Below are 18,203 nucleotides of genomic sequence, written 5' to 3' on the forward strand. Positions count from 1 at the left end.
CCTCCTCGGTGGGGCTTATGCGCCCTTCGCCGATAGGCGGGCGCTTTTCGCTTGTCTTGTATTCATTCGACATGGGCGGCGCGATGCGCTAAACGGCTTGAAGCAGCAGCAGCGATCGCTCCAACGATATCATCTAAAAACGTATGGCATTGACCGGATGATTTATCATTTAATTGGTGTAAAATGCCCGGTTTTTGTTTATCGATGTATCCGTAGTTCGTAAAACCGATAGAACCGTATACGTTGACGATCGAAAGAGCTAAAATTTCATCTACCCCATACAATCCTTCGTCTTTTGCGATAAATGATTGGAGAGGCTCTTGTAGTAAACCCTTCTCTGCTAAAATATCGAGCTGAATGCCGGTAAATAGTGCGTTTTGTACTTCACGCTTAGCGATCACGCGATTCACGTTATGAATACATTCGTCCATTTGTAAGTCTGGATGATATTTGGATTGTAAATAATAAACGAGTTCAGCAATATGTTCGATTGTTACCCCGCGATCAGCGAGCCATTTTCGTGCGACTTGTTCCATTTTTCCTATTTTCTTTTCCTCCATCCAACTTCACCTATTTCGTTTTTTATTTTTTACAATGTATGTGACTTTTTTATGAAACGTGCGTTCATTTCCTCTCTCTTATGAAGTTTATACGTATTTTTCAAACATATACATAAGGGAAGGAGGGATGTGTATGGATTATTATTTTCGAGTTGATCATATGGAGCAAATAGGTGATCGTTTTTTCGTTCGAAGTGGAAATGACATATATATTGCAGTACCGACGAATGAGAAAGAAAGCGACATTCATCAGTTATATTACATGGCAATGTATATGCGAACACAAGGTGACGAAACGATTGCAACGTTGCTTCCAACGAAAACAGGACGTTTTATTGGTATGTTACAAGGAAAGCGAGTGAGTGTATGGAAAATGGAAAACCGAATGAAAACAGGAGATGCCGCGCAACAACTCGCATTATTTCATCAGCGTGGTCGCACATATCCGTATGATGTTTCCGCCCGAAGTCGATTTGGCAAATGGGGAGAACTATGGGGACAACGAATCGATCAATTAGAACATTTTTGGCAATTACAAGTGAGATCTTCCGAAAAAAATGAGGTGGATAAACAATTTGTTGAAACATTTCCTTACTATTTAGGTGTTGCCGAAAATGCGGTTCAATATGTGATGGATACGCAATTAGATGAAGTTCCGATGCGCAGCGATATGCCGACGATTTGTCATGAACAATTTCCGCCCGAAACATGGGAGATAGGGAAAATACCAACGGATTGGGTGTTTGACCACGCAAGTCGCGATGTTGCGGAATGGATCCGGAAGCAGTGGTTAACGAAACAATCAGATGAAACGATTGAGCGTTTTTTACAAACGTATGAACATGTGCAATCGCTTAGCCGCTTTTCTTGGCGAATGATTTATGCTCGATTATTATTTCCGCTTCATTACTTTCAGTCGATTGAAAACTACTATGGATCAGAAGGTGACATGAGACAACGCTATGCGCAACAATTACGACAAGTCTTTGAAGAAACTGACGTATATGAACAAAAACTTCGTCATTTTCATGATATGACTACTGTCTCTATTCCTCGTCTCGACTGGTTATAAATATGGTACAATAAAGCGGATAAAGATATGTTAAAGGGGACGAGGGTATGGGAAAACGATATGTTTTCATTACAAGAAAACTACCAGATGATGTCGTTGCACCGTTATATGACAAATATGATGTGAACATGTGGCCACATGAGCATCTTGTTGTTCCGCGTGATGTGCTACTTCAAGAAGCAAGCCGAGCGGAAGCATTAATTACGATGTTATGTGATCGCATTGATGAGGAGTTATTACAACAAAGCCCGAAACTTCGCGTCGTTGCGAATGTAGCCGTCGGTTACGACAATATTGACGTAGAGGCAGCGACAAAACGAGGGGTCATTGTTTGTAACACGCCTGATGTATTGACAGAAACGACAGCGGATTTAACATTTGCTCTCCTGTTAGCAACGGCAAGAAGATTGGTTGAAGCAGCCGAGTTTATAAAAGAAGGAAAATGGGAAAGTTGGAGTCCGCTTTTACTTGCAGGGACGGATGTTCACCATAAAACGATTGGAATTGTCGGTATGGGGAAAATCGGGCAAGCCGTTGCGCATCGGGCAAAAGGATTTCATATGCGCGTATTATACTATAATCGTTCACGAAATATCGAAGCCGAACGAACACTTGATGCGACGTATTGTTCGTTTGATGCGTTGCTTGAACAAGCAGACTTTGTCGTCTGTTTAGCTCCGTTAACGAATGAAACGTATCGTTTGTTTAACCGCGAAGCATTTATGAAAATGAAGCGATCAGCTATTTTTATTAACGCGGGACGCGGGGCAGTTGTGGACGAAGAAGCGTTATATGATGCGTTAATCAACCGACATATTGCTGGTGCGGGGATAGATGTATTTGCACAAGAGCCGATTCGTTCGGATCATCCGCTGTTACAATTGCCGAACGTTGTTGCTTTGCCGCATATCGGGAGTGCGACGAAAGAAACGCGGTACGCGATGATGCAACTATGTTGTCGCAACGTAATAGCCGTGCTAGAAGGTAAGGAGCCTTATACACCTGTGCAGAGCCAATAGGCTCTTTTTTTATTTTTTTAGAAAATTTTTAAACATAAAACGTTTTCATATGGTACGATAATGAAAATAAGGATTGTAAAAGAAATGGAGATCCTCTATAATGTCTACTATAAAAAAACAAATGTTCATTACAGAGAAACAAGAGGTGGGGGAAGATGATAAAAAGTGTATCAGTTGGATTATTAGGATTAGGAACGGTTGGCAGTGGAGTTGTGAAAATTATTAAAAACCATCAAGATAAATTAATGCATCAAATTGGTTGCCCTGTTGAAATAAAAAAAGTTGCTGTGCGTGATCGCGATAAAAAAAGAGATGTCGTTTTGCCAGAGGCAGTATTAACGACAAACGTAGAAGAAGTCATTCATGACCCAGACATCGATGTTGTCATTGAAGTCATGGGAGGCATTGAAGAAACGCGACGATATATATTACAGGCGTTAAAGAACGGAAAACATGTTGTGACAGCAAATAAAGACTTAATGGCACTATATGGAACAGAGTTGCTTGCTGTTGCGTCTGAGCATGGTTGCGATTTGTTTTATGAAGCAAGTGTCGCAGGGGGAATTCCGATTTTACGCAGCCTTGTAGACGGATTAGCTTCCGATCGAATTACAAAAATGATGGGCATCGTAAACGGGACAACAAACTATATTTTGACAAAAATGAGTAAATTTAATAAAAAATATGAAGAAGTATTGGCGGAAGCGCAGGCGCTCGGTTATGCTGAAGCGGATCCGACATCAGATGTAGAAGGACTAGATGCAGCAAGAAAAATGGCGATTTTAGCTCGTCTTGGTTTTTCGATGAACATTGATTTGCAAGATGTATACGTCAAAGGGATCACTGGAATTACGGAAGAAGATTTAAATTACAGCAAACGACTTGGTTATACGATGAAATTAATTGGTATTGCCCATCGAGATGGAGAGAAAGTAGAAGTGAGTGTGCAACCGACATTGTTACCAGAAACACACCCACTTGCGTCTGTCAATGATGAGTATAATGCCGTTTACGTTTACGGAGAAGCGGTTGGAGAAACGATGTTTTACGGTCCGGGAGCAGGAAGCTTACCGACAGCAACATCCGTTGTGTCGGACTTAGTTGCTGTAATGAAAAATATGCGCCTTGGGGTAAATGGGAGAAGCGCAGTTACCCCACAATACGATAAGCAGTTAAAAGACGATAGCGAAATATACTCTAAATATTTCTTACGCATTCACGTAAAAGATCAAGTTGGAGCGTTTGCGAAAATTACATCACTTTTTTCAGAGCGTGGAGTAAGTTTTGAGAAAATTTTACAATTGCCTTTAAAACAAAAAGATTTGGCAGAAATTGTTCTCGTTACGCATCAAGCATCTTTAAAAGATTACCGTGATGTGTTGCAACAGTTGCGCGATTTAGAAGTTGTCGAAGAAGTGAAAAGTTCGTATCGAGTAGAAGGGGAAGGTGCGTTGTAATGTGGAGGGGATTGTTGCATCATTATCGTGACTATTTACCGGTGACAGATAAAACACCGATGTTATCGTTAAATGAGGGGAATACACCTCTCATTCCGCTCATTCATTTGTCGGAAAGACTCGGTGTAGAATTATACGTTAAAACAGAGGGAGCAAACCCAACAGGATCTTTTAAAGATCGTGGGATGGTAATGGCTGTTGCTAAGGCAAAAGAAGAAGGAAGCGATACAATTATTTGCGCTTCGACAGGCAACACGTCTGCCGCTGCTGCTGCGTATGCTGCACGGGCAAATATGCGTTGCATTATCGTCATTCCCGACGGGAAAATTGCGCTCGGAAAGTTGGCGCAAGCGGTCATGTATGGGGCAGAAATTGTTGCGATTCAAGGAAATTTCGATCACGCATTAAAAATGGTGCGTCGTTTAAGCGAAATGGCTCCGGTCACGCTTGTCAATTCAGTCAATCCGTATCGTATTGAAGGGCAAAAAACAGCAGCGTTTGAAATTTGTGAGCAACTCGGGCAAGCCCCTGATATTCTCGCTATTCCAGTCGGAAACGCAGGAAATATTACAGCATATTGGAAAGGATTTAAACAATTTCATGAAAAGCATGGAACAACATTGCCGCAAATGCGCGGGTTTGAAGCAGAAGGAGCGGCAGCAATTGTTCGTAACAAAGTGATTGAAAATCCAGAAACGATTGCGACAGCAATTCGAATCGGTAACCCCGCAAGCTGGGAATATGCTGTTCAGGCCGCGAACGAATCGGGAGGAAAAATTGATGAAGTGACAGATGCCCAAATTTTAGATGCGTACCGTTTACTTGCAAGAGAAGAAGGAATTTTTGCAGAACCTGCCTCATGTGCGTCGATTGCTGGTGTAATGAAACAGGTCGAGAGCGGCGAAATTGCAAAAGGAAGTCGAATCGTTGCAGTGTTGACTGGAAATGGATTGAAAGATCCAAATGTAGCGATGGACGCAACGAATATTCAACCGATCGTCTTGCCAAATGATGAAGAAGCGGTGTTTGCGCACATTCAAGGAGCTGTCCTTCAATGAACGATGGAGAAATGTTAAAAATTGTTGTCCCAGGAAGTACGGCCAACCTTGGGCCTGGCTTTGATTCGATCGGATTAGCTGTATCGTTGCATTTAACTTTAGAAGTTGTTCGTGCGGAAATGTGGGAATTTGTCCCAAAAACAAGTGAAGTGAAAAGTATTCCAACGGACGAAAGCAATTTAATTTATCAAGTAGCAAATGAACTAGCTCGTCAGTATGGTGTGGCGTTGCCTCCGTGTCGCGTGTTTGTGTCAAGTAATATCCCATTTACGAGAGGGCTAGGTAGTAGCGCAGCGGCGATTGTAGCAGCTATTGAGTTAGCAAATGAGCTTGGGGGTCTTGATTTGTCACAAGAGGAAAAAATGCGCGTAGCTAGCGTATATGAAGGTCATCCTGACAATGTCGGTGCTTCTTTATATGGGGGAGTAGTCATTGGAAGTCATTTGAAAGACCGTACACATATTGTACACATTCCTTCCATCCCAGTTGATTTAATTGCTGTCATTCCGACGTATGAATTGGAAACGAAAAAGTCTCGCACTGTTCTTCCGAGCGCATTTACGCGCGAGCAAGCCGTTGAGGCAAGCGCAATTAGCAACGTGCTTGTGGCGGCATTGCTTACAAACCATTGGTCGCTCGTTGGTGAGATGATGGATGCCGACTTATTTCATCAACCATATCGTGAATGTCTCGTACCTGAATTGCCACATGTGCGTACAGTAGCGAAACGGAACGGGGCATTTGGGGTAGCGCTAAGCGGTGCTGGTCCGACTGTCCTTTGTTTTTCTGAACAAGGGAGAGGGAAAGAAGTATACGATGCGCTTGTGGCAACATTTCTACATTGTGATGTTCGAATGTTGTCAGTAGAAACAAAGGGGAGTTGTGTATATAAAATGGCGTTAGAGAAATAAATGATTTTCTTCATGTCAAAAGGGGTGCATTTTTTGCACCCCCCTTTTTCTTTAGAACACTTGTTCAACTTCAACAACGCCAGGAACTTCTTCAAGTAATGCGCGCTCAATACCAGCTTTTAATGTGATCGTTGAGCTTGGGCAGCTTCCGCACGCACCGAGAAGGCGAAGTTTAACAACGCCGTCTTCTACATCGACTAATTCACAATCTCCGCCATCGCGAAGTAAAAATGGACGAAGTTTATCTAATACTTCTTGCACTTGTTGTTTAATATCTTGATCTGCCATTTTCATCGACTCCTTTCACTAATTTTATTATAATCATCATGATGAAAAAAATCTATCAACGTTACTTAACTTTTTTCCAGGGGAGAGAATAAATATGATTGAGATATGTGTGTATGGGGCGGATATGATTTGTGCTTCTTGTGTCGGTGCACCATCATCAAAGGATACGTATGAATGGCTTCAAGCTGCTGTTTCGCGCAAATATCCGAACGATTCATTTAAATTTGTGTATGTCGATATTTTTCATCCACCAGAAGATGAAGAAAAACGTCAATTAGCACAAAAGGTCATTGACGAAGACTTATTTTATCCTGTTGTTGTCATTGATGGGGAGATTGTTGACGAAGGAAATCCGAAATTAAAAAACATTTATAAAGCGATTGAAAAAAGGGCGAAGTAACTCGCCCTCATTCATTTTACACAACGCAAATCAGTAATTTGGGCTTCATGTTCAATGGAACGTTTAGAGAGTACATCTAAAATACGCTCTTGTCTTTTCTGATTTGCTTCAATATTTTTGACGATTTCATTCGTTTCAAGTACAGCTTGTTGGATCATTTTCAAGTCTTGCTTTGTAGCCATGTTTTCAAGATCTTGCTTTGTAGCCATGTTTTCAAGATCTTGCTTTGTAGCCATGTTTTCAAGATCTTGCTTTGTAGCCATGTTTTCAAGATCTTGCTTTGTAGCCATGTTTTCAAGATCTTGCTTTGTAGCCATTGTCTGTCTCATGTTATTCATTTCTGCTTGAAGTTCGTTTAACTTTGTGAGGACTTGCTGGAGAACCGCTTCCAACACTTATCCCTCCTTTCTGCTGGTTATGTGTATAAAGAAAACACCTTAATAAAATCTAAGGTGTTTTCGGCATGGGAAGATCATTATTTTATTATGCTATGCTTATCATACCATAGTGTCAAACAAAAAACAGCATATGTTTGTACGAAAAATGTAGGCAATTAATATCCATTATGGTACTTGTACATCCATAAGACGCCTGATTTCAGTAGGCGTGGAACCCGTCCGGTTAGTGGGCGATCGGCAACGAGGCCAAAGCCATGTTTTTTGCCTAATGATCCTAAAATACCTTTTAACTTAATTGGCGGAAATTCGCTTGGTGGTTCTTCGTCTTTCCATCTTTTTTGTAATACTTGAGCGATTTGTTCTGCTTGTCCTTCGGCAAGTTGGGCGCTCGGAGCGTGCGGTAAGCTTGCGCAATCGCCAACAACATATACATTTTCTATATTTGGAATATGATGTCGAGGTGTTAATATGACACGCCCTTGACCGTCTTTTTCTACATCGAGTTCGCGGACGACACGATTCGGTTGAATGCCGGCAGTCCATACAATCGCATCGCAATGGATTGCTTCGTCGTGATTATACAACGTATGTTCCTCAACTTTTGTAATATTTGATTGACGAATGAGCTCTACACCATGCGAATGAAACCATTGCTCTACATAATGGCTTAGACGTTCAGGAAACATAGATAAAATGCGTGTGCCGCGGTCAAATAGTTTCACGTGTAAATCTGGACGACTTTCAACTAATTCGCTTGCCAATTCTACACCGCTTAACCCGGCACCGACGACACCGACGATGCTATGTGGTGGGAGATTGCTTAGTTTTTGATACGTTTCTCTTGCTTTATCAATTGTTTGAATGCTATAAGTAAAAATGTCTGCACCGGGTACACCGTGATATTTATCTTCGCAACCTAATCCGATGACTAAGTCATCATACGGAATACACGTTCCGTCTTGAAGATGAACAACTTCATGATGTAAATCAATTTTTTGGACCTCGCCAAAAACGTAAGATAGGCGAGGGTGTTCTGGGAATGGAACGCGAATGTGCTGGTCACTAATCGTCCCAGCAGCTAAAGCATAATATTCTGTCTTTAAACAATGGTATGGAACACGATCAATTAATGTAATATGGATATGTTCTGGTAAATTCGGAAGGATGCGGAGTAAGATGCGCATATTTCCGTATCCGCCGCCAAGTAGCACGAGGTTTCTCATGGAAGCTTTCCCCTTTTGATAAAATTCGACCACTAAAAGTATAGCGAAATTGTGACAAAATAACAACATTTTTTCGAGAAACATGAATAATTAAGATGTTTTTCTTATGTCAATATTACATCATTTTTGTTGAAAGTGTTATAATAATAAGATTGAGGTGAATACATTGTTGAAACCGATCGTTGAATTTTGTATAAGTAATTTGGCAAATGGCTCACAACGCGCGCTAGAGCAACTTGAAAAAGATCCGAATTTAGACATTGTTGAATACGGATGTTTGGGATACTGTGGAAAATGTGCCAATATGTTATTTGCGATGGTAAATGGGGATATTGTTACAGCAGAGGATGCAGAGCAGCTCGTTGAGCGAGTGTATGAATATATTGAAGAAAATCCAATGTTTTAGGGGGCTATTGTGCCCCCCTTTTTTCTTCACGAATTTCTTGCCAACGGTCGTAAGCCATATTGACAATTCCTTTTTCAATCGTCTCTTTTTTTCTAGCAATCACGCGCGAAAAATAAATGATTGCTTGTTTTTCTTTTCCTAGCCTACGATACAATTCTCCGATTAAATACAATAAGCGCACTTCGGACATATGTGTGTGAACAAAATCATCTGCTTCATAAGAAGCGATATATTGCTCGAGCGCTAATCGCATAAATCGCCGTTCTTCTTCGCTTTTTTCGTTTGCACGATATAACCATGCAAGACGCATATAAAGTCCAGCGAGCGTAATATGTTTTTCTTTTTTCAATGTGGCGGAATAAATGCCGAGCTTGTATGTATCAATGGCCTCAGCAAATGTACGAGCCCCACTGTAATTTTTTCCACGCCAATTGGCGCAAATGTTTTGTTGAATGGCCTCAAGCGTTCGTGGTGGGAAATATGTTGAAAATTCTTCTGTTGCTGCAAATCCGCAATGTGGACAAACGTGTACATAATACAAAAGCGGATTCGCTTCTTCGCTCGCATAATATGAGCAAAAGTCAGTATCGTGCCGGATGGGACGAATGAAACGCGAACGAACTTTTTTCGTTGTATATGTTTGTTTACAAACAAGACATGTGACGGTACGATCATATAAAATATCCATTATGTTCCCTGCCTTGTATGATTGATAGTCATATTATACTATATGTTTCTCGGATTGCCTGTGACTTTTTATATATTTGTAAAAAAGTTGTCACGTTCATGGCAACGATGTATAGTGTTATTAAACATGTATGGGGAGGGACAGTATGAGAAGTTTTTCGTTCACGAAAATGCATGGATTAGGAAATAGTTATATTTATGTCAATATGTTTAAAGAGCGTTTAGCAGAAGAGGAATTATCTTATATCGCAAAGCGAGTGGCAAATGTACATACAGGGATTGGATCAGATGGACTGATTTTAATTTGCCCATCTGATGTGGCACCGGTGAAAATGCGAATTTTTAATAGCGATGGATCGGAAGGGAAAAATTGTGGCAACGGATTGCGATGTGTAGCGAAATATGTATATGAGCATGGCATCGTTCAAGAGAAACAGTTTATGATTGAAACGTTATCAGGTCTTGTTCAAGCTCGCGTTTTTGTAGAAGACAGAAAAGTCAATAGTGTGGAAATCAATATGGGAAAACCTCGTTTATCTCGTGGAGAAATACCGATGGTCGGAAAAGAAAACGATGTAGTTATTAACGAACGAATGGATTTTGCAGGGCATACGTATTATATGACAGGTGTATCGATGGGGAATCCTCATGCGGTATTTTATGTTGATCGTATTGAGGAGGCGCCAGTAACGACGCTTGGACCGATCGTTGAAAAAGATGAGCGCTTTCCAGAGGGAATAAATGTCGAGTTTGTAGAAGTGGTGAATGAACGTGAGCTTCATTTTCGTGTATGGGAGCGGGGATCTGGAGTGACCGAAGCGTGTGGTACGGGGGCATGTGCAGCGGTTGTGGCGTCGGTGCTAAATGGAAAAACGAAGCGAAATGAGGAAACGGTTGTTCATTTAGCTGGTGGAGATTTGTATATTACGTGGAAAGAAAATGGCGATGTGTTGATGCGCGGTGCCGCAGAAACGATTTGTACAGGTGTATACTATTATTAAAAGGAGTGAAGTTCAATGGAACAAATTGTGATACTCACAGAAAAAGCGGCGGAGCAAGTGAAACAGATGATGAAAGAAAGCGGGGAAGAAAACGTTTATTTTCGTGTCGGTGTTTATGGTGGAGGATGTAGCGGATTATCTTATGCGATGGGGTTTGATCATCAGAAGCGTGAAGAAGATCATGAGTTTGAACAAGACGGTTTGCGTATATTAGTCGATAAAGAAAGTGCGCTTGTATTAAAAGGAACGACGATTGATTACGAACAAGGGGCGATGGGTGGTGGATTTACGATTCACAATCCGAATGCCATTGCTTCGTGCGGCTGCGGTTCATCGTTCCGTACAGCGACTCATGCTGGTACGCCAGAAGAATGTTAAGGGGGATAGGATATGAAGGGACAAAGAAATATTATCCTTGCTCTTGTGTTTGCATTACTTGTGGCACTATTCTCTATTGCCAATATTCAAAATGTAGAGGTCAATTATATCGTTGGCTATTTTGAAACGCCATTAGTTATTGTCATTTTAGGTTCTGTCACTCTTGGAGCGCTCATTGTTTTTTTTGTTGGTGGATGGAAGTTTGTGAAGATGAGAAATTATACAAAAAAGTTGCAGATAGAGGTGGAGCAATTGCGATCATCTTTGCCAAATGATGAAGTGGCTACTACGATTCAAAATGTGACAAATGAAAATAATGAGAAGCCCCTCTCTTAAGAGAAGGGCTTCTCATTATTCAAACATCGATGTAGAATGAAGCGGTTGTACTTTTGCGCTTGGATCAATGTATGATTTTGCGTTGTTGACCGCTGTTGGCGCTTCACCGAATCCGCAAGCGATTAACTTGACTTTTCCTTCGTATGTGCAAATGTCGCCGGCTGCATACACACCTGGAATGTTTGTTTCCATTTTGGAGTTTACTTTAATGCAGTTTTTCTCGATTTCTAATCCCCACTCTTTAATCGGGCCGAGCGAAGAAATGAAGCCATAGTTGACGATCACAGCATCGACATCAATGATTTCGCGCGCTTTCGTTTTTACTTCTTCTAAAACGACTTGTTTGATACCGTTTTCATCCCCGATTAATTCGACAGGAACGAACGGTGTTTTGACGTCGACAGACGAGTTCATTAAGTTTTCAACGCTATGTTCATGGGCGCGGAATTTATCGCGTCGATGCACGATCGTTACTTTTTTAGCAATTGGCTCAAGCATAAGTGCCCAGTCAACGGCAGAGTCGCCACCACCGCATACAAGCACATTTTGACCAGCGAATTGATTTAAATCGGCAACAAAGTAATGTAAGTTCTTTCCTTCATACTGTACAGCACTTTCGAGTTCTAATCGACGGGGTTGGAACGCGCCATTTCCCGCAGTAATAATGACCGCTTTAGAATAATGAATTTCTTTATTTGTTGTTAGTTTAAATGTACCATCTTCCAATTTTTCTAACTTTTCGACAGACTGTTCTAAGCAAACGGTTGGGTTAAATTTACTCATTTGCTCTTTTAAATTGTCAATCAGTTGTTGAGCGCGAATTTTTGGAAATCCCGCTACATCATATATGTATTTTTCAGGGTAAAGTGCAGAAAGTTGTCCACCAAGCTGCGGTAAACTCTCGATAATTTTCACCGTTGCTTGTCGCATTCCTCCGTAAAACGCGGTAAACAAGCCAACAGGTCCTCCACCGATTACAGTAATATCGTACAGTTTTTGATCTTCTTTCACGTTCATTCCTCCTAAAACGTAAATTCTCACGTATTATCATACCATAAAAAATGGTTGAACGCTTTTGTTGTTTTGAAAATTTCGACATGAACTCGGCGAAAATTATGACCAAAAATTGAACAAATAACTCTTGAAAAAGAGAGAAAAAAAGAATAAGATGTTAACGTAGAAATGACAACTTTGTTACAAAACGTTGTATTTTTTTGGTCTATTTCGTGAATAAATTCACAAACTTTTTAAACGATAAAAATCGTTCAACAAGCACAAGCTAAAAAAAATAAGAAAAGGTGGAAGTGATTCGCTTGAAAAAGCCAAATGTTGTTGTATTAGGTGCAGGTTATGGTGGATTAATGACAGTGACGCGTTTACAAAAGATGATTGGCGTCAATGAAGCAAGTATTACGCTTGTCAACAAACATGATTACCATTATGAATCAACATGGTTGCATGAGGCAGCTGCAGGAACGTTGCATCACGAGCGCGTTCGCTATGCGATTGCAGATGTCATCGATCAAAGTAAAGTAAAATTTATTCAAGATACGGTTGAAAAAATCAACCTCGAACAAAAACAAGTGTTGCTTCAAAATCATGAGCCGCTAACGTATGATTATTTAGTTGTTGCTCTTGGATTTGAATCTGAAACGTTTGGCATTAAAGGCTTAAAAGAATATGCCTTCTCGATTGCAAACGTCAACGCTGCACGTCAAATTCGCGAGCATATTGAATACCAATTTGCGACATATAGCACAGAAGAAGAAAAACGTGATGAGCGTTTGACGATTGTCGTTGGTGGTGCAGGATTCACAGGTATCGAATTTTTAGGTGAGCTTGTAAACCGCGTCCCAGAACTTTGCCGTGAATATGACGTTGATCCAAATAAAGTGCGCATCATCTGCGTAGAAGCAGCACCTACAGTTCTGCCTGGTTTTGACCCAGAACTTGTTGAGTATGCGGTAAATGTTCTTGAGAAAAAAGGTGTCGAATTTAAAATTGGTACAGCGATTAAAGAATGTACACCAGAAGGCATTATCGTTAGTAAAGACGATCAAGTAGAAGAAATTAAAGCAGGAACAGTTGTATGGGCGGCTGGAGTGCGCGGAAGTCGCGTCATTGATGAATCAGGATTTGAAGCGATGCGCGGTCGTGTGAAAGTCGATCCATTCTTACGTGCCCCAGGACATGAAGATGTGTTTGTTGTTGGAGACTGTGCGTTAATTATTAACGAAGAAACAAACCGTCCATATCCGCCAACAGCGCAAATTGCCATGCAACAAGGGGAAGTGTGTGCGAAAAACTTAGCTGTATTAATTCGTGGACAGGGTGAACTACAGCCGTTTAAACCAGACTTAAAAGGAACGGTATGTTCGCTCGGTCACGATGATGCCATCGGCGTCGTATTTGGCAAGAAAATTTGGGGAGCCAAAGCAAGCGTCATGAAAAAAGTAATTGACAACCGTGCCCTTTACTTAATTGGTGGTCCAACACTTGTTGCGAAAAAAGGAAAATTTAAGCTATTATAAAAACGAGCGAAGCGACTTTTCGCTCGTTTTTTCTTTACAGATGATATGTTTTTATGTATAATTATCTGAAAATTAAGAAAAAGGAGAGAGGGATATGAATAAAACAACGTGCCAATATTGTGCAGGAAACGGTTATGTTCATGTTGCGGTTGGTGGGTCTGAAACATGCCATTATTGTGAGGGAACAGGTGTAGTGAAAGATGAAGTAGTCATGAAGCAATAATTGACTGATGTTTTCGCTTTCAGTACACTAAAAATGGTGTATTGGAGGTGAAACGTATGGAGATGAGCATCCCGGTTTTATTCATTTCTGTTTTATTGTTTTTCGTTTTATTTTTCGGTATCGGGTTTTTATTAAATATGATTTTGCGGACGACGTGGACAATGGCGATATTAAGTCCATTTGTTTTATTATTGTGGATTGATCAAATTTCTGTAATGGACTACGTGACAAGTCCATCCGCTTCGCTCGCCCATGTGAAAGAGCGAATCGAATCATTAGCAAGCGCCGATTTAATTATTTTAAGTAGCGGTATTGTTGGTGCTATTGTCTCAGGTGTCGTTATCCAGACGCTCCGGAAAAAAGGATATCGTATGTTTTAAACCTTCACGATCGTGGAGGTTTTTTTATTTCTCTTGCGGTGGATGTATATTTTTTTTGAATGTTGGAAAGAAATACAACCGTGGGAGGAGTGAATAAATGAGTATAAAATGGTTAAGACGAACGACCATGGTTGTATTGTTTATGTGTGCGTTCATGACGACATTTCAATCGATATCAGGCGTTGAAGCGAAGATGCTATCTGATTGGTTTTCACCTTCACGTTTTTCTTTTTTCTCGTTCAAGTCGTTGTTTTCAACGGATACGTATGAGTATGTAGCAGATCGTTTTCGAAAAAATGAGAAGCAAGTGACACAACTATCATCCCAACAAACAACAAACGAATCGTTGACGTTAGAAGAAGCATTTGATTGGTCGCAATATCCGTCCGTCACTGTTGTAGCAACAGGATATACGGCTGGAGTGGAATCAACAGGAAAAACGCCTGATCATCCGAGTTATGGGATCACATATTCAGGTGTGCGTGTGAAACGTGATTTGTATTCCACGATCGCAGCAGACTTAAACGTTTTCCCAATTGGAACGATTTTATTCATTCCGGGATACGGATATGGTGTTGTCGCAGATACAGGATCAGCGATTAAAGGCCATAAAATTGATTTATATTACGAAACAGTAGATGATGTGTATAAACATTGGGGAAAGAAAAAAGTGAACGTATATGTCGTCAAACGCGGAGATGGAACATTATCTGAGCAAGAGATGGTTGCACTAAATGAAAATGAATCGATGCAAGTGTTTCGGCAACAATATATAAAGAAAGAGGAAAAGGAAGTTGGTCTATAACCGAACTTCCTTTTCTTGTTATGCAACGTATTTATTATATGTTTGATGTTGGTTTAATGCTTTATAAATGCGTGGTGCAATGACCCCCGCAACGATTGATAAGATGATGTCTTTTGGAAGCGGAACGAGCATCCAGCTCCACGCCATCGTATACGAAAAGCCTTCTGGTGCTTCAGCCCATAGTTTAAACGCGACATACATCCAATTTGTGCCGACAACGTAGTTAATTATCATGCCGATGATAGTTGCTGTGATAAAGCGTGCTACGGAACGATTTGCACTTTTTTCAATAAGTAAACCAGTGACGTATGCTGCAAGAATAAAAGAAAGAATAAAGCCAAATGTTGGGGAAACGATCGTTGAAAACCCCCCGCCAAACCGAGCGAAAACAGGTGCGCCGAATAACCCGATGAGCATATATACAGTCATTGCTATTGCTCCTCGTTTTGCTCCAAGAATGGCGCCAGCTAATACGCAAAAAAATGTTTGTAACGTAATTGGAACTCCACCAATAACGAGAAAAGGAGCCCACGATGTAATGTTTGCACCGATCGCCATTAACGCTGCAAACATGGCGATAAACGTTAAATCTTTCGCTCGCATTTGTTAACCTCCTTTTTTTATTTGTTAACGAAATGGTATATGATAAAACAAAACATGTCAATACATAAGTGCAACGTACTTGTGCAACATAACAATACGGAGGGGATGACAATGAGGGAAGAGGAACAATTGCTTCGCGCAAATCGATTAGGTGCAAAAGAAGACATCATTCATGTCAGTGAAACGGATGATGGACATGATTTGCGCGATGCAGCCTATATAGGTGAAAAGCAGATGGCGGCACCGAATTATCGCCAGTAAAGAAAGAAGGTGAGTTGGCAACAAGGCGACTCGCCTTTTTTTGGTGAAAGTGTAATATGGATCGTATTTGGATTAAAAGAGATTTTCATTTCCGATTCAATGCCGATGGATTGAAGTTGCTTTTGTACTTCTTCTTGTTTTGATTGTTGAGCTTTTTCCATTAATTGCTTCGCGAAAGTAGGATCGTTTGCTATTTTTGTCGAAATGGTCGTGGCATCTTTCAATAGCTTTTGTATCGCTTTTGCTGATTGTGTAAATTGTGTAATATCAACGTTTGGATACATTATTCTCCCTCCTTGGAAGCAGTATATGATGAAAAGAAAAAAACGCTCAAAGGCGAACCTTGAGCGTTTTTATAAGTAACGAATGAAAATATACGCGTGTGAAATAAGCAAGGAAATGAGCGTAAGCGGTGCTCCGATTTTTAGAAAATCAAAGTAGCTAAACCCATGACCTTCACGTGAAGCAATCCCTGCAACGATGACGTTTGCAGAAGCTCCAATTAACGTTCCGTTTCCACCTAAGCAAGCGCCAAGCGCTAACGACCACCATAAGATGTCAATTTGTGCTGAGTCTGGAGATAATCCCATGCCGACAGCCATATCTTGAATGAGTGGAATCATCGTCGCAACGAACGGAATGTTGTCAATGGTTGCTGATGCGATTCCAGATATCCAAAGAATTAAGTAAGATGCGAATTGAATATCGCCCCCTGTGATTTCCAATGCTTTCTCCGCCAAACTTTTAATAAGACCGATATCGACGAGGCCGCCAACAAGCGTAAACAATCCAGCAAAAAAGAAAATGGTTGTCCACTCAACAGAAGCGAATACTTCTTCTAAGTCGTGTTCTTTTACCCCGATCATCATTAAAATGACAGCCCCTGTCATTGCGATGACTGCTGCATCGACGTGGATCACTGAATGGAGCATAAACCCTAAAATTGTTAATCCGAGCACAAAAACGGATTTCTTCAATAGTGCAGCATCTTTAATGTATTGTTTTTCATCGAGTTTCATGAGCCGTTCGATGAGCGCAGCATTTGCTTGAAGACGTTTGCGATAAAACACGTACAAAATAGCAATAACAACAGCCATGATAACGAGAACAACAGGACCTAAATTAAATAAAAAGTCGTTAAACGTTAAATGTTTATTGGCGGAGCCGATCATAATGTTTGGCGGATCTCCAATTAATGTTGCTGTACCCCCAATATTTGAGAAAAGCACTTCAGAAATTAAAAACGGAACAGGGTCTACTTCTAACATACGTGTAATCGAAAACGTGACCGGAACAATTAACAGAACGGTTGTTACATTGTCTAAAAAGGCGGAAAGAACAGCTGTCAGCAAAGATAAAATGACTAAAATGTTAATTGGGCTTCCTTTCGCCATTTTTGCAGCTTTGATCGCAACATATTGGAAAAAGCCTGATTTACTCGTAATGCTAACAAGAATCATCATTCCGATTAAAAGCGTAATCGTCCCCCACTCGATATGATGAGTGTACGCTTGATGTAAATCAACGATGCCGAAAATGATCATAAAAGCGGCACCTAATAAAGCGATGACAGCACGATTCACTTTTTCTGAGATGATGATGGCGTATGTAATCAAAAAGATTGCAATGGCCGCATAGTATTGAAAATTGCTTACTTCATGAGTGATTGCCTCATGCACGATCTGTCATTCCTTTCTTTTTTACTTTTTTAGTGGCTGGGAGCAGCTTGGACATGTGAAATGCGTCGTGTCAGCGTTTACATTGCGAACATAAAAAGAAAACCCGCAGTTCGCGCATTCGATTTGTGATAGGCGATCGATAAACAATTTTGTGGACGGTGACCCTTGTTTCGTTGTGTCGATAACTTCCACATGAACATGCTCACGGGAATCGTCTTCCGCAAGCACTTGTCCTTCTGTTTCTTCTTTGACGCGCCAACCATGGTCTAAAATATGTTGCTCTAGTTGGCTATGAGAAGAGTTTGCTAACATATCTTCAGCTAATGACATCAACTGTTCATTTGTCAAAGATTCGAATGGAATTTTTTGTTTTTGTTCGTTCCAATACCCCCTTAACTGCGCTTCTGTAAATACGAATGTGATGACTTTGTGGATCACGACGTTTTTCAAGCGAATACGCCTCCCCTTTTTTGTTTACGAATTCAATTATATTCCTTTTTGCGAAGCGATACAATTGTCTTTATGAT

25 protein-coding genes are annotated in these 18,203 nt (G+C 40.7%); 15 read left to right on the plus strand and 10 right to left on the minus strand.

Annotation, left to right across the window (positions count from 1 at the left end; genetic code table 11):
• Nucleotides 1–62 precede the first annotated feature (62 nt).
• Entirely contained in the window at nt 63–560 is a 498-nt protein-coding gene (locus tag LH47_RS04370) for a phosphatidylglycerophosphatase A family protein (RefSeq protein ID WP_043964995.1), read from the minus strand.
• A gap of 133 nt (nt 561–693) precedes the next feature.
• Here LH47_RS04370 and yutH point away from each other — a divergent pair, with 133 nt between their 5' ends.
• The 5 genes from yutH to thrB all read left to right on the plus strand — a co-directional run bounded on the left by yutH (nt 694) and on the right by thrB (nt 6,077).
• Nucleotides 694–1,632 carry a spore coat putative kinase YutH gene (gene yutH / locus LH47_RS04375; RefSeq protein WP_043964997.1) on the plus strand — a complete coding sequence of 313 codons (939 nt, stop codon included), beginning with the start codon at nt 694–696 and terminating at the stop codon, nt 1,630–1,632.
• Between the two features lie 47 nt (nt 1,633–1,679).
• Nucleotides 1,680–2,651, plus strand: a complete 972-nt coding sequence (locus LH47_RS04380; RefSeq protein WP_043964999.1) for a 2-hydroxyacid dehydrogenase — start codon at nt 1,680–1,682, stop codon at nt 2,649–2,651.
• A gap of 155 nt (nt 2,652–2,806) precedes the next feature.
• Nucleotides 2,807–4,108 (plus strand): homoserine dehydrogenase, encoded by a 1,302-nt coding sequence (locus tag LH47_RS04385; RefSeq protein WP_043965001.1) that lies wholly within the window; start codon nt 2,807–2,809, stop codon nt 4,106–4,108.
• A complete protein-coding gene (thrC, locus tag LH47_RS04390; protein WP_043965003.1) occupies nt 4,108–5,166 on the plus strand; it encodes a threonine synthase in 1,059 nt (352 codons plus the stop codon). Before LH47_RS04385 ends, thrC begins: the two co-directional genes overlap by 1 nt.
• Nucleotides 5,163–6,077: a homoserine kinase gene (gene thrB / locus LH47_RS04395; RefSeq protein WP_043965005.1), complete on the plus strand. Its 915-nt coding sequence runs from the start codon at nt 5,163–5,165 to the stop codon at nt 6,075–6,077. Before thrC ends, thrB begins: the two co-directional genes overlap by 4 nt.
• Before the next feature lie 51 nt (nt 6,078–6,128).
• Here the strand turns inward: thrB and LH47_RS04400 are convergent, their stop codons facing one another.
• Entirely contained in the window at nt 6,129–6,365 is a 237-nt protein-coding gene (locus LH47_RS04400) for a NifU family protein (protein WP_003398276.1), read from the minus strand.
• Nucleotides 6,366–6,459: 94 nt separating this feature from the next.
• Here LH47_RS04400 and LH47_RS04405 point away from each other — a divergent pair, with 94 nt between their 5' ends.
• Complete coding sequence (locus tag LH47_RS04405; RefSeq protein WP_043965007.1) at nt 6,460–6,765, plus strand: YuzD family protein; 306 nt, start codon at nt 6,460–6,462, stop codon at nt 6,763–6,765.
• Nucleotides 6,766–6,776: 11 nt separating this feature from the next.
• On the opposite strand, the gene LH47_RS04410 is transcribed toward LH47_RS04405, so the two are convergent.
• Both LH47_RS04410 and LH47_RS04415 read right to left on the minus strand, forming a co-directional pair.
• On the minus strand, nt 6,777–7,160 hold the full coding sequence (locus LH47_RS04410) for a hypothetical protein (RefSeq protein WP_043965009.1): 384 nt from the start codon (nt 7,158–7,160) through the stop codon (nt 6,777–6,779).
• A gap of 158 nt (nt 7,161–7,318) precedes the next feature.
• Entirely contained in the window at nt 7,319–8,386 is a 1,068-nt protein-coding gene (locus LH47_RS04415; protein ID WP_043965011.1) for an NAD(P)/FAD-dependent oxidoreductase, read from the minus strand.
• Between the two features lie 166 nt (nt 8,387–8,552).
• Between LH47_RS04415 and LH47_RS04420 the strand changes: the two genes are divergently transcribed.
• Nucleotides 8,553–8,792, plus strand: coding sequence for a YuzB family protein (locus LH47_RS04420; protein ID WP_021093632.1), 240 nt, complete (start codon nt 8,553–8,555; stop codon nt 8,790–8,792).
• 4 nt (nt 8,793–8,796) lie between these two features.
• Here the strand turns inward: LH47_RS04420 and LH47_RS04425 are convergent, their stop codons facing one another.
• A complete protein-coding gene (locus LH47_RS04425) occupies nt 8,797–9,480 on the minus strand; it encodes a DUF2225 domain-containing protein (protein ID WP_043965014.1) in 684 nt (227 codons plus the stop codon).
• Nucleotides 9,481–9,625: 145 nt separating this feature from the next.
• Here LH47_RS04425 and dapF point away from each other — a divergent pair, with 145 nt between their 5' ends.
• Genes dapF through LH47_RS04440 form a run of 3 tightly spaced genes read left to right on the plus strand, consistent with a single transcriptional unit; the run spans nt 9,626 to nt 11,194 of the window.
• Nucleotides 9,626–10,480, plus strand: a complete 855-nt coding sequence (gene dapF / locus LH47_RS04430) for a diaminopimelate epimerase (protein WP_043965017.1) — start codon at nt 9,626–9,628, stop codon at nt 10,478–10,480.
• A 15-nt stretch (nt 10,481–10,495) separates the two neighbouring features.
• The gene (locus tag LH47_RS04435; protein WP_043965019.1) at nt 10,496–10,858 is read left to right on the plus strand and encodes a HesB/IscA family protein; all 363 of its coding nucleotides are present in this window, start codon (nt 10,496–10,498) and stop codon (nt 10,856–10,858) included.
• A gap of 12 nt (nt 10,859–10,870) precedes the next feature.
• Complete coding sequence (locus tag LH47_RS04440; RefSeq protein WP_043965021.1) at nt 10,871–11,194, plus strand: LapA family protein; 324 nt, start codon at nt 10,871–10,873, stop codon at nt 11,192–11,194.
• Between the two features lie 15 nt (nt 11,195–11,209).
• Here the strand turns inward: LH47_RS04440 and LH47_RS04445 are convergent, their stop codons facing one another.
• Nucleotides 11,210–12,205, minus strand: a complete 996-nt coding sequence (locus LH47_RS04445; RefSeq protein ID WP_043965023.1) for an NAD(P)/FAD-dependent oxidoreductase — start codon at nt 12,203–12,205, stop codon at nt 11,210–11,212.
• A gap of 293 nt (nt 12,206–12,498) precedes the next feature.
• Between LH47_RS04445 and LH47_RS04450 the strand changes: the two genes are divergently transcribed.
• The 4 genes from LH47_RS04450 to LH47_RS04460 all read left to right on the plus strand — a co-directional run bounded on the left by LH47_RS04450 (nt 12,499) and on the right by LH47_RS04460 (nt 15,133).
• Nucleotides 12,499–13,725 (plus strand): NAD(P)/FAD-dependent oxidoreductase, encoded by a 1,227-nt coding sequence (locus tag LH47_RS04450; RefSeq protein ID WP_035020625.1) that lies wholly within the window; start codon nt 12,499–12,501, stop codon nt 13,723–13,725.
• Between the two features lie 94 nt (nt 13,726–13,819).
• Nucleotides 13,820–13,948 (plus strand): YuiA family protein, encoded by a 129-nt coding sequence (locus tag LH47_RS16365; RefSeq protein WP_161792573.1) that lies wholly within the window; start codon nt 13,820–13,822, stop codon nt 13,946–13,948.
• 56 nt (nt 13,949–14,004) lie between these two features.
• The gene (locus LH47_RS04455) at nt 14,005–14,328 is read left to right on the plus strand and encodes a YuiB family protein (protein ID WP_035020626.1); all 324 of its coding nucleotides are present in this window, start codon (nt 14,005–14,007) and stop codon (nt 14,326–14,328) included.
• 97 nt (nt 14,329–14,425) lie between these two features.
• A complete protein-coding gene (locus LH47_RS04460; protein ID WP_043965026.1) occupies nt 14,426–15,133 on the plus strand; it encodes a 3D domain-containing protein in 708 nt (235 codons plus the stop codon).
• 18 nt (nt 15,134–15,151) lie between these two features.
• Here the strand turns inward: LH47_RS04460 and LH47_RS04465 are convergent, their stop codons facing one another.
• On the minus strand, nt 15,152–15,736 hold the full coding sequence (locus LH47_RS04465) for a biotin transporter BioY (protein ID WP_043965028.1): 585 nt from the start codon (nt 15,734–15,736) through the stop codon (nt 15,152–15,154).
• A 105-nt stretch (nt 15,737–15,841) separates the two neighbouring features.
• Here LH47_RS04465 and LH47_RS16415 point away from each other — a divergent pair, with 105 nt between their 5' ends.
• Entirely contained in the window at nt 15,842–15,997 is a 156-nt protein-coding gene (locus LH47_RS16415; protein ID WP_167333766.1) for a hypothetical protein, read from the plus strand.
• Here the strand turns inward: LH47_RS16415 and LH47_RS04470 are convergent.
• The 3 genes from LH47_RS04470 to LH47_RS04480 all read right to left on the minus strand — a co-directional run bounded on the left by LH47_RS04470 (nt 15,985) and on the right by LH47_RS04480 (nt 18,126).
• Entirely contained in the window at nt 15,985–16,281 is a 297-nt protein-coding gene (locus LH47_RS04470; protein ID WP_043965030.1) for a hypothetical protein, read from the minus strand. The two genes, LH47_RS16415 and LH47_RS04470, sit on opposite strands and share 13 nt — an antisense overlap.
• 69 nt (nt 16,282–16,350) lie before the next feature.
• Nucleotides 16,351–17,676 (minus strand): ArsB/NhaD family transporter, encoded by a 1,326-nt coding sequence (locus LH47_RS04475; RefSeq protein ID WP_043965032.1) that lies wholly within the window; start codon nt 17,674–17,676, stop codon nt 16,351–16,353.
• Nucleotides 17,677–17,697: 21 nt separating this feature from the next.
• Nucleotides 17,698–18,126: an RING finger protein gene (locus LH47_RS04480; protein ID WP_043965034.1), complete on the minus strand. Its 429-nt coding sequence runs from the start codon at nt 18,124–18,126 to the stop codon at nt 17,698–17,700.
• Nucleotides 18,127–18,203: the final 77 nt, after the last annotated feature.

The sequence above is a fragment of the Anoxybacillus thermarum genome (assembly GCF_000836725.1).
In the GTDB taxonomy this organism is placed as follows: Bacteria; Bacillota; Bacilli; order Bacillales; family Anoxybacillaceae; genus Anoxybacillus; species Anoxybacillus thermarum.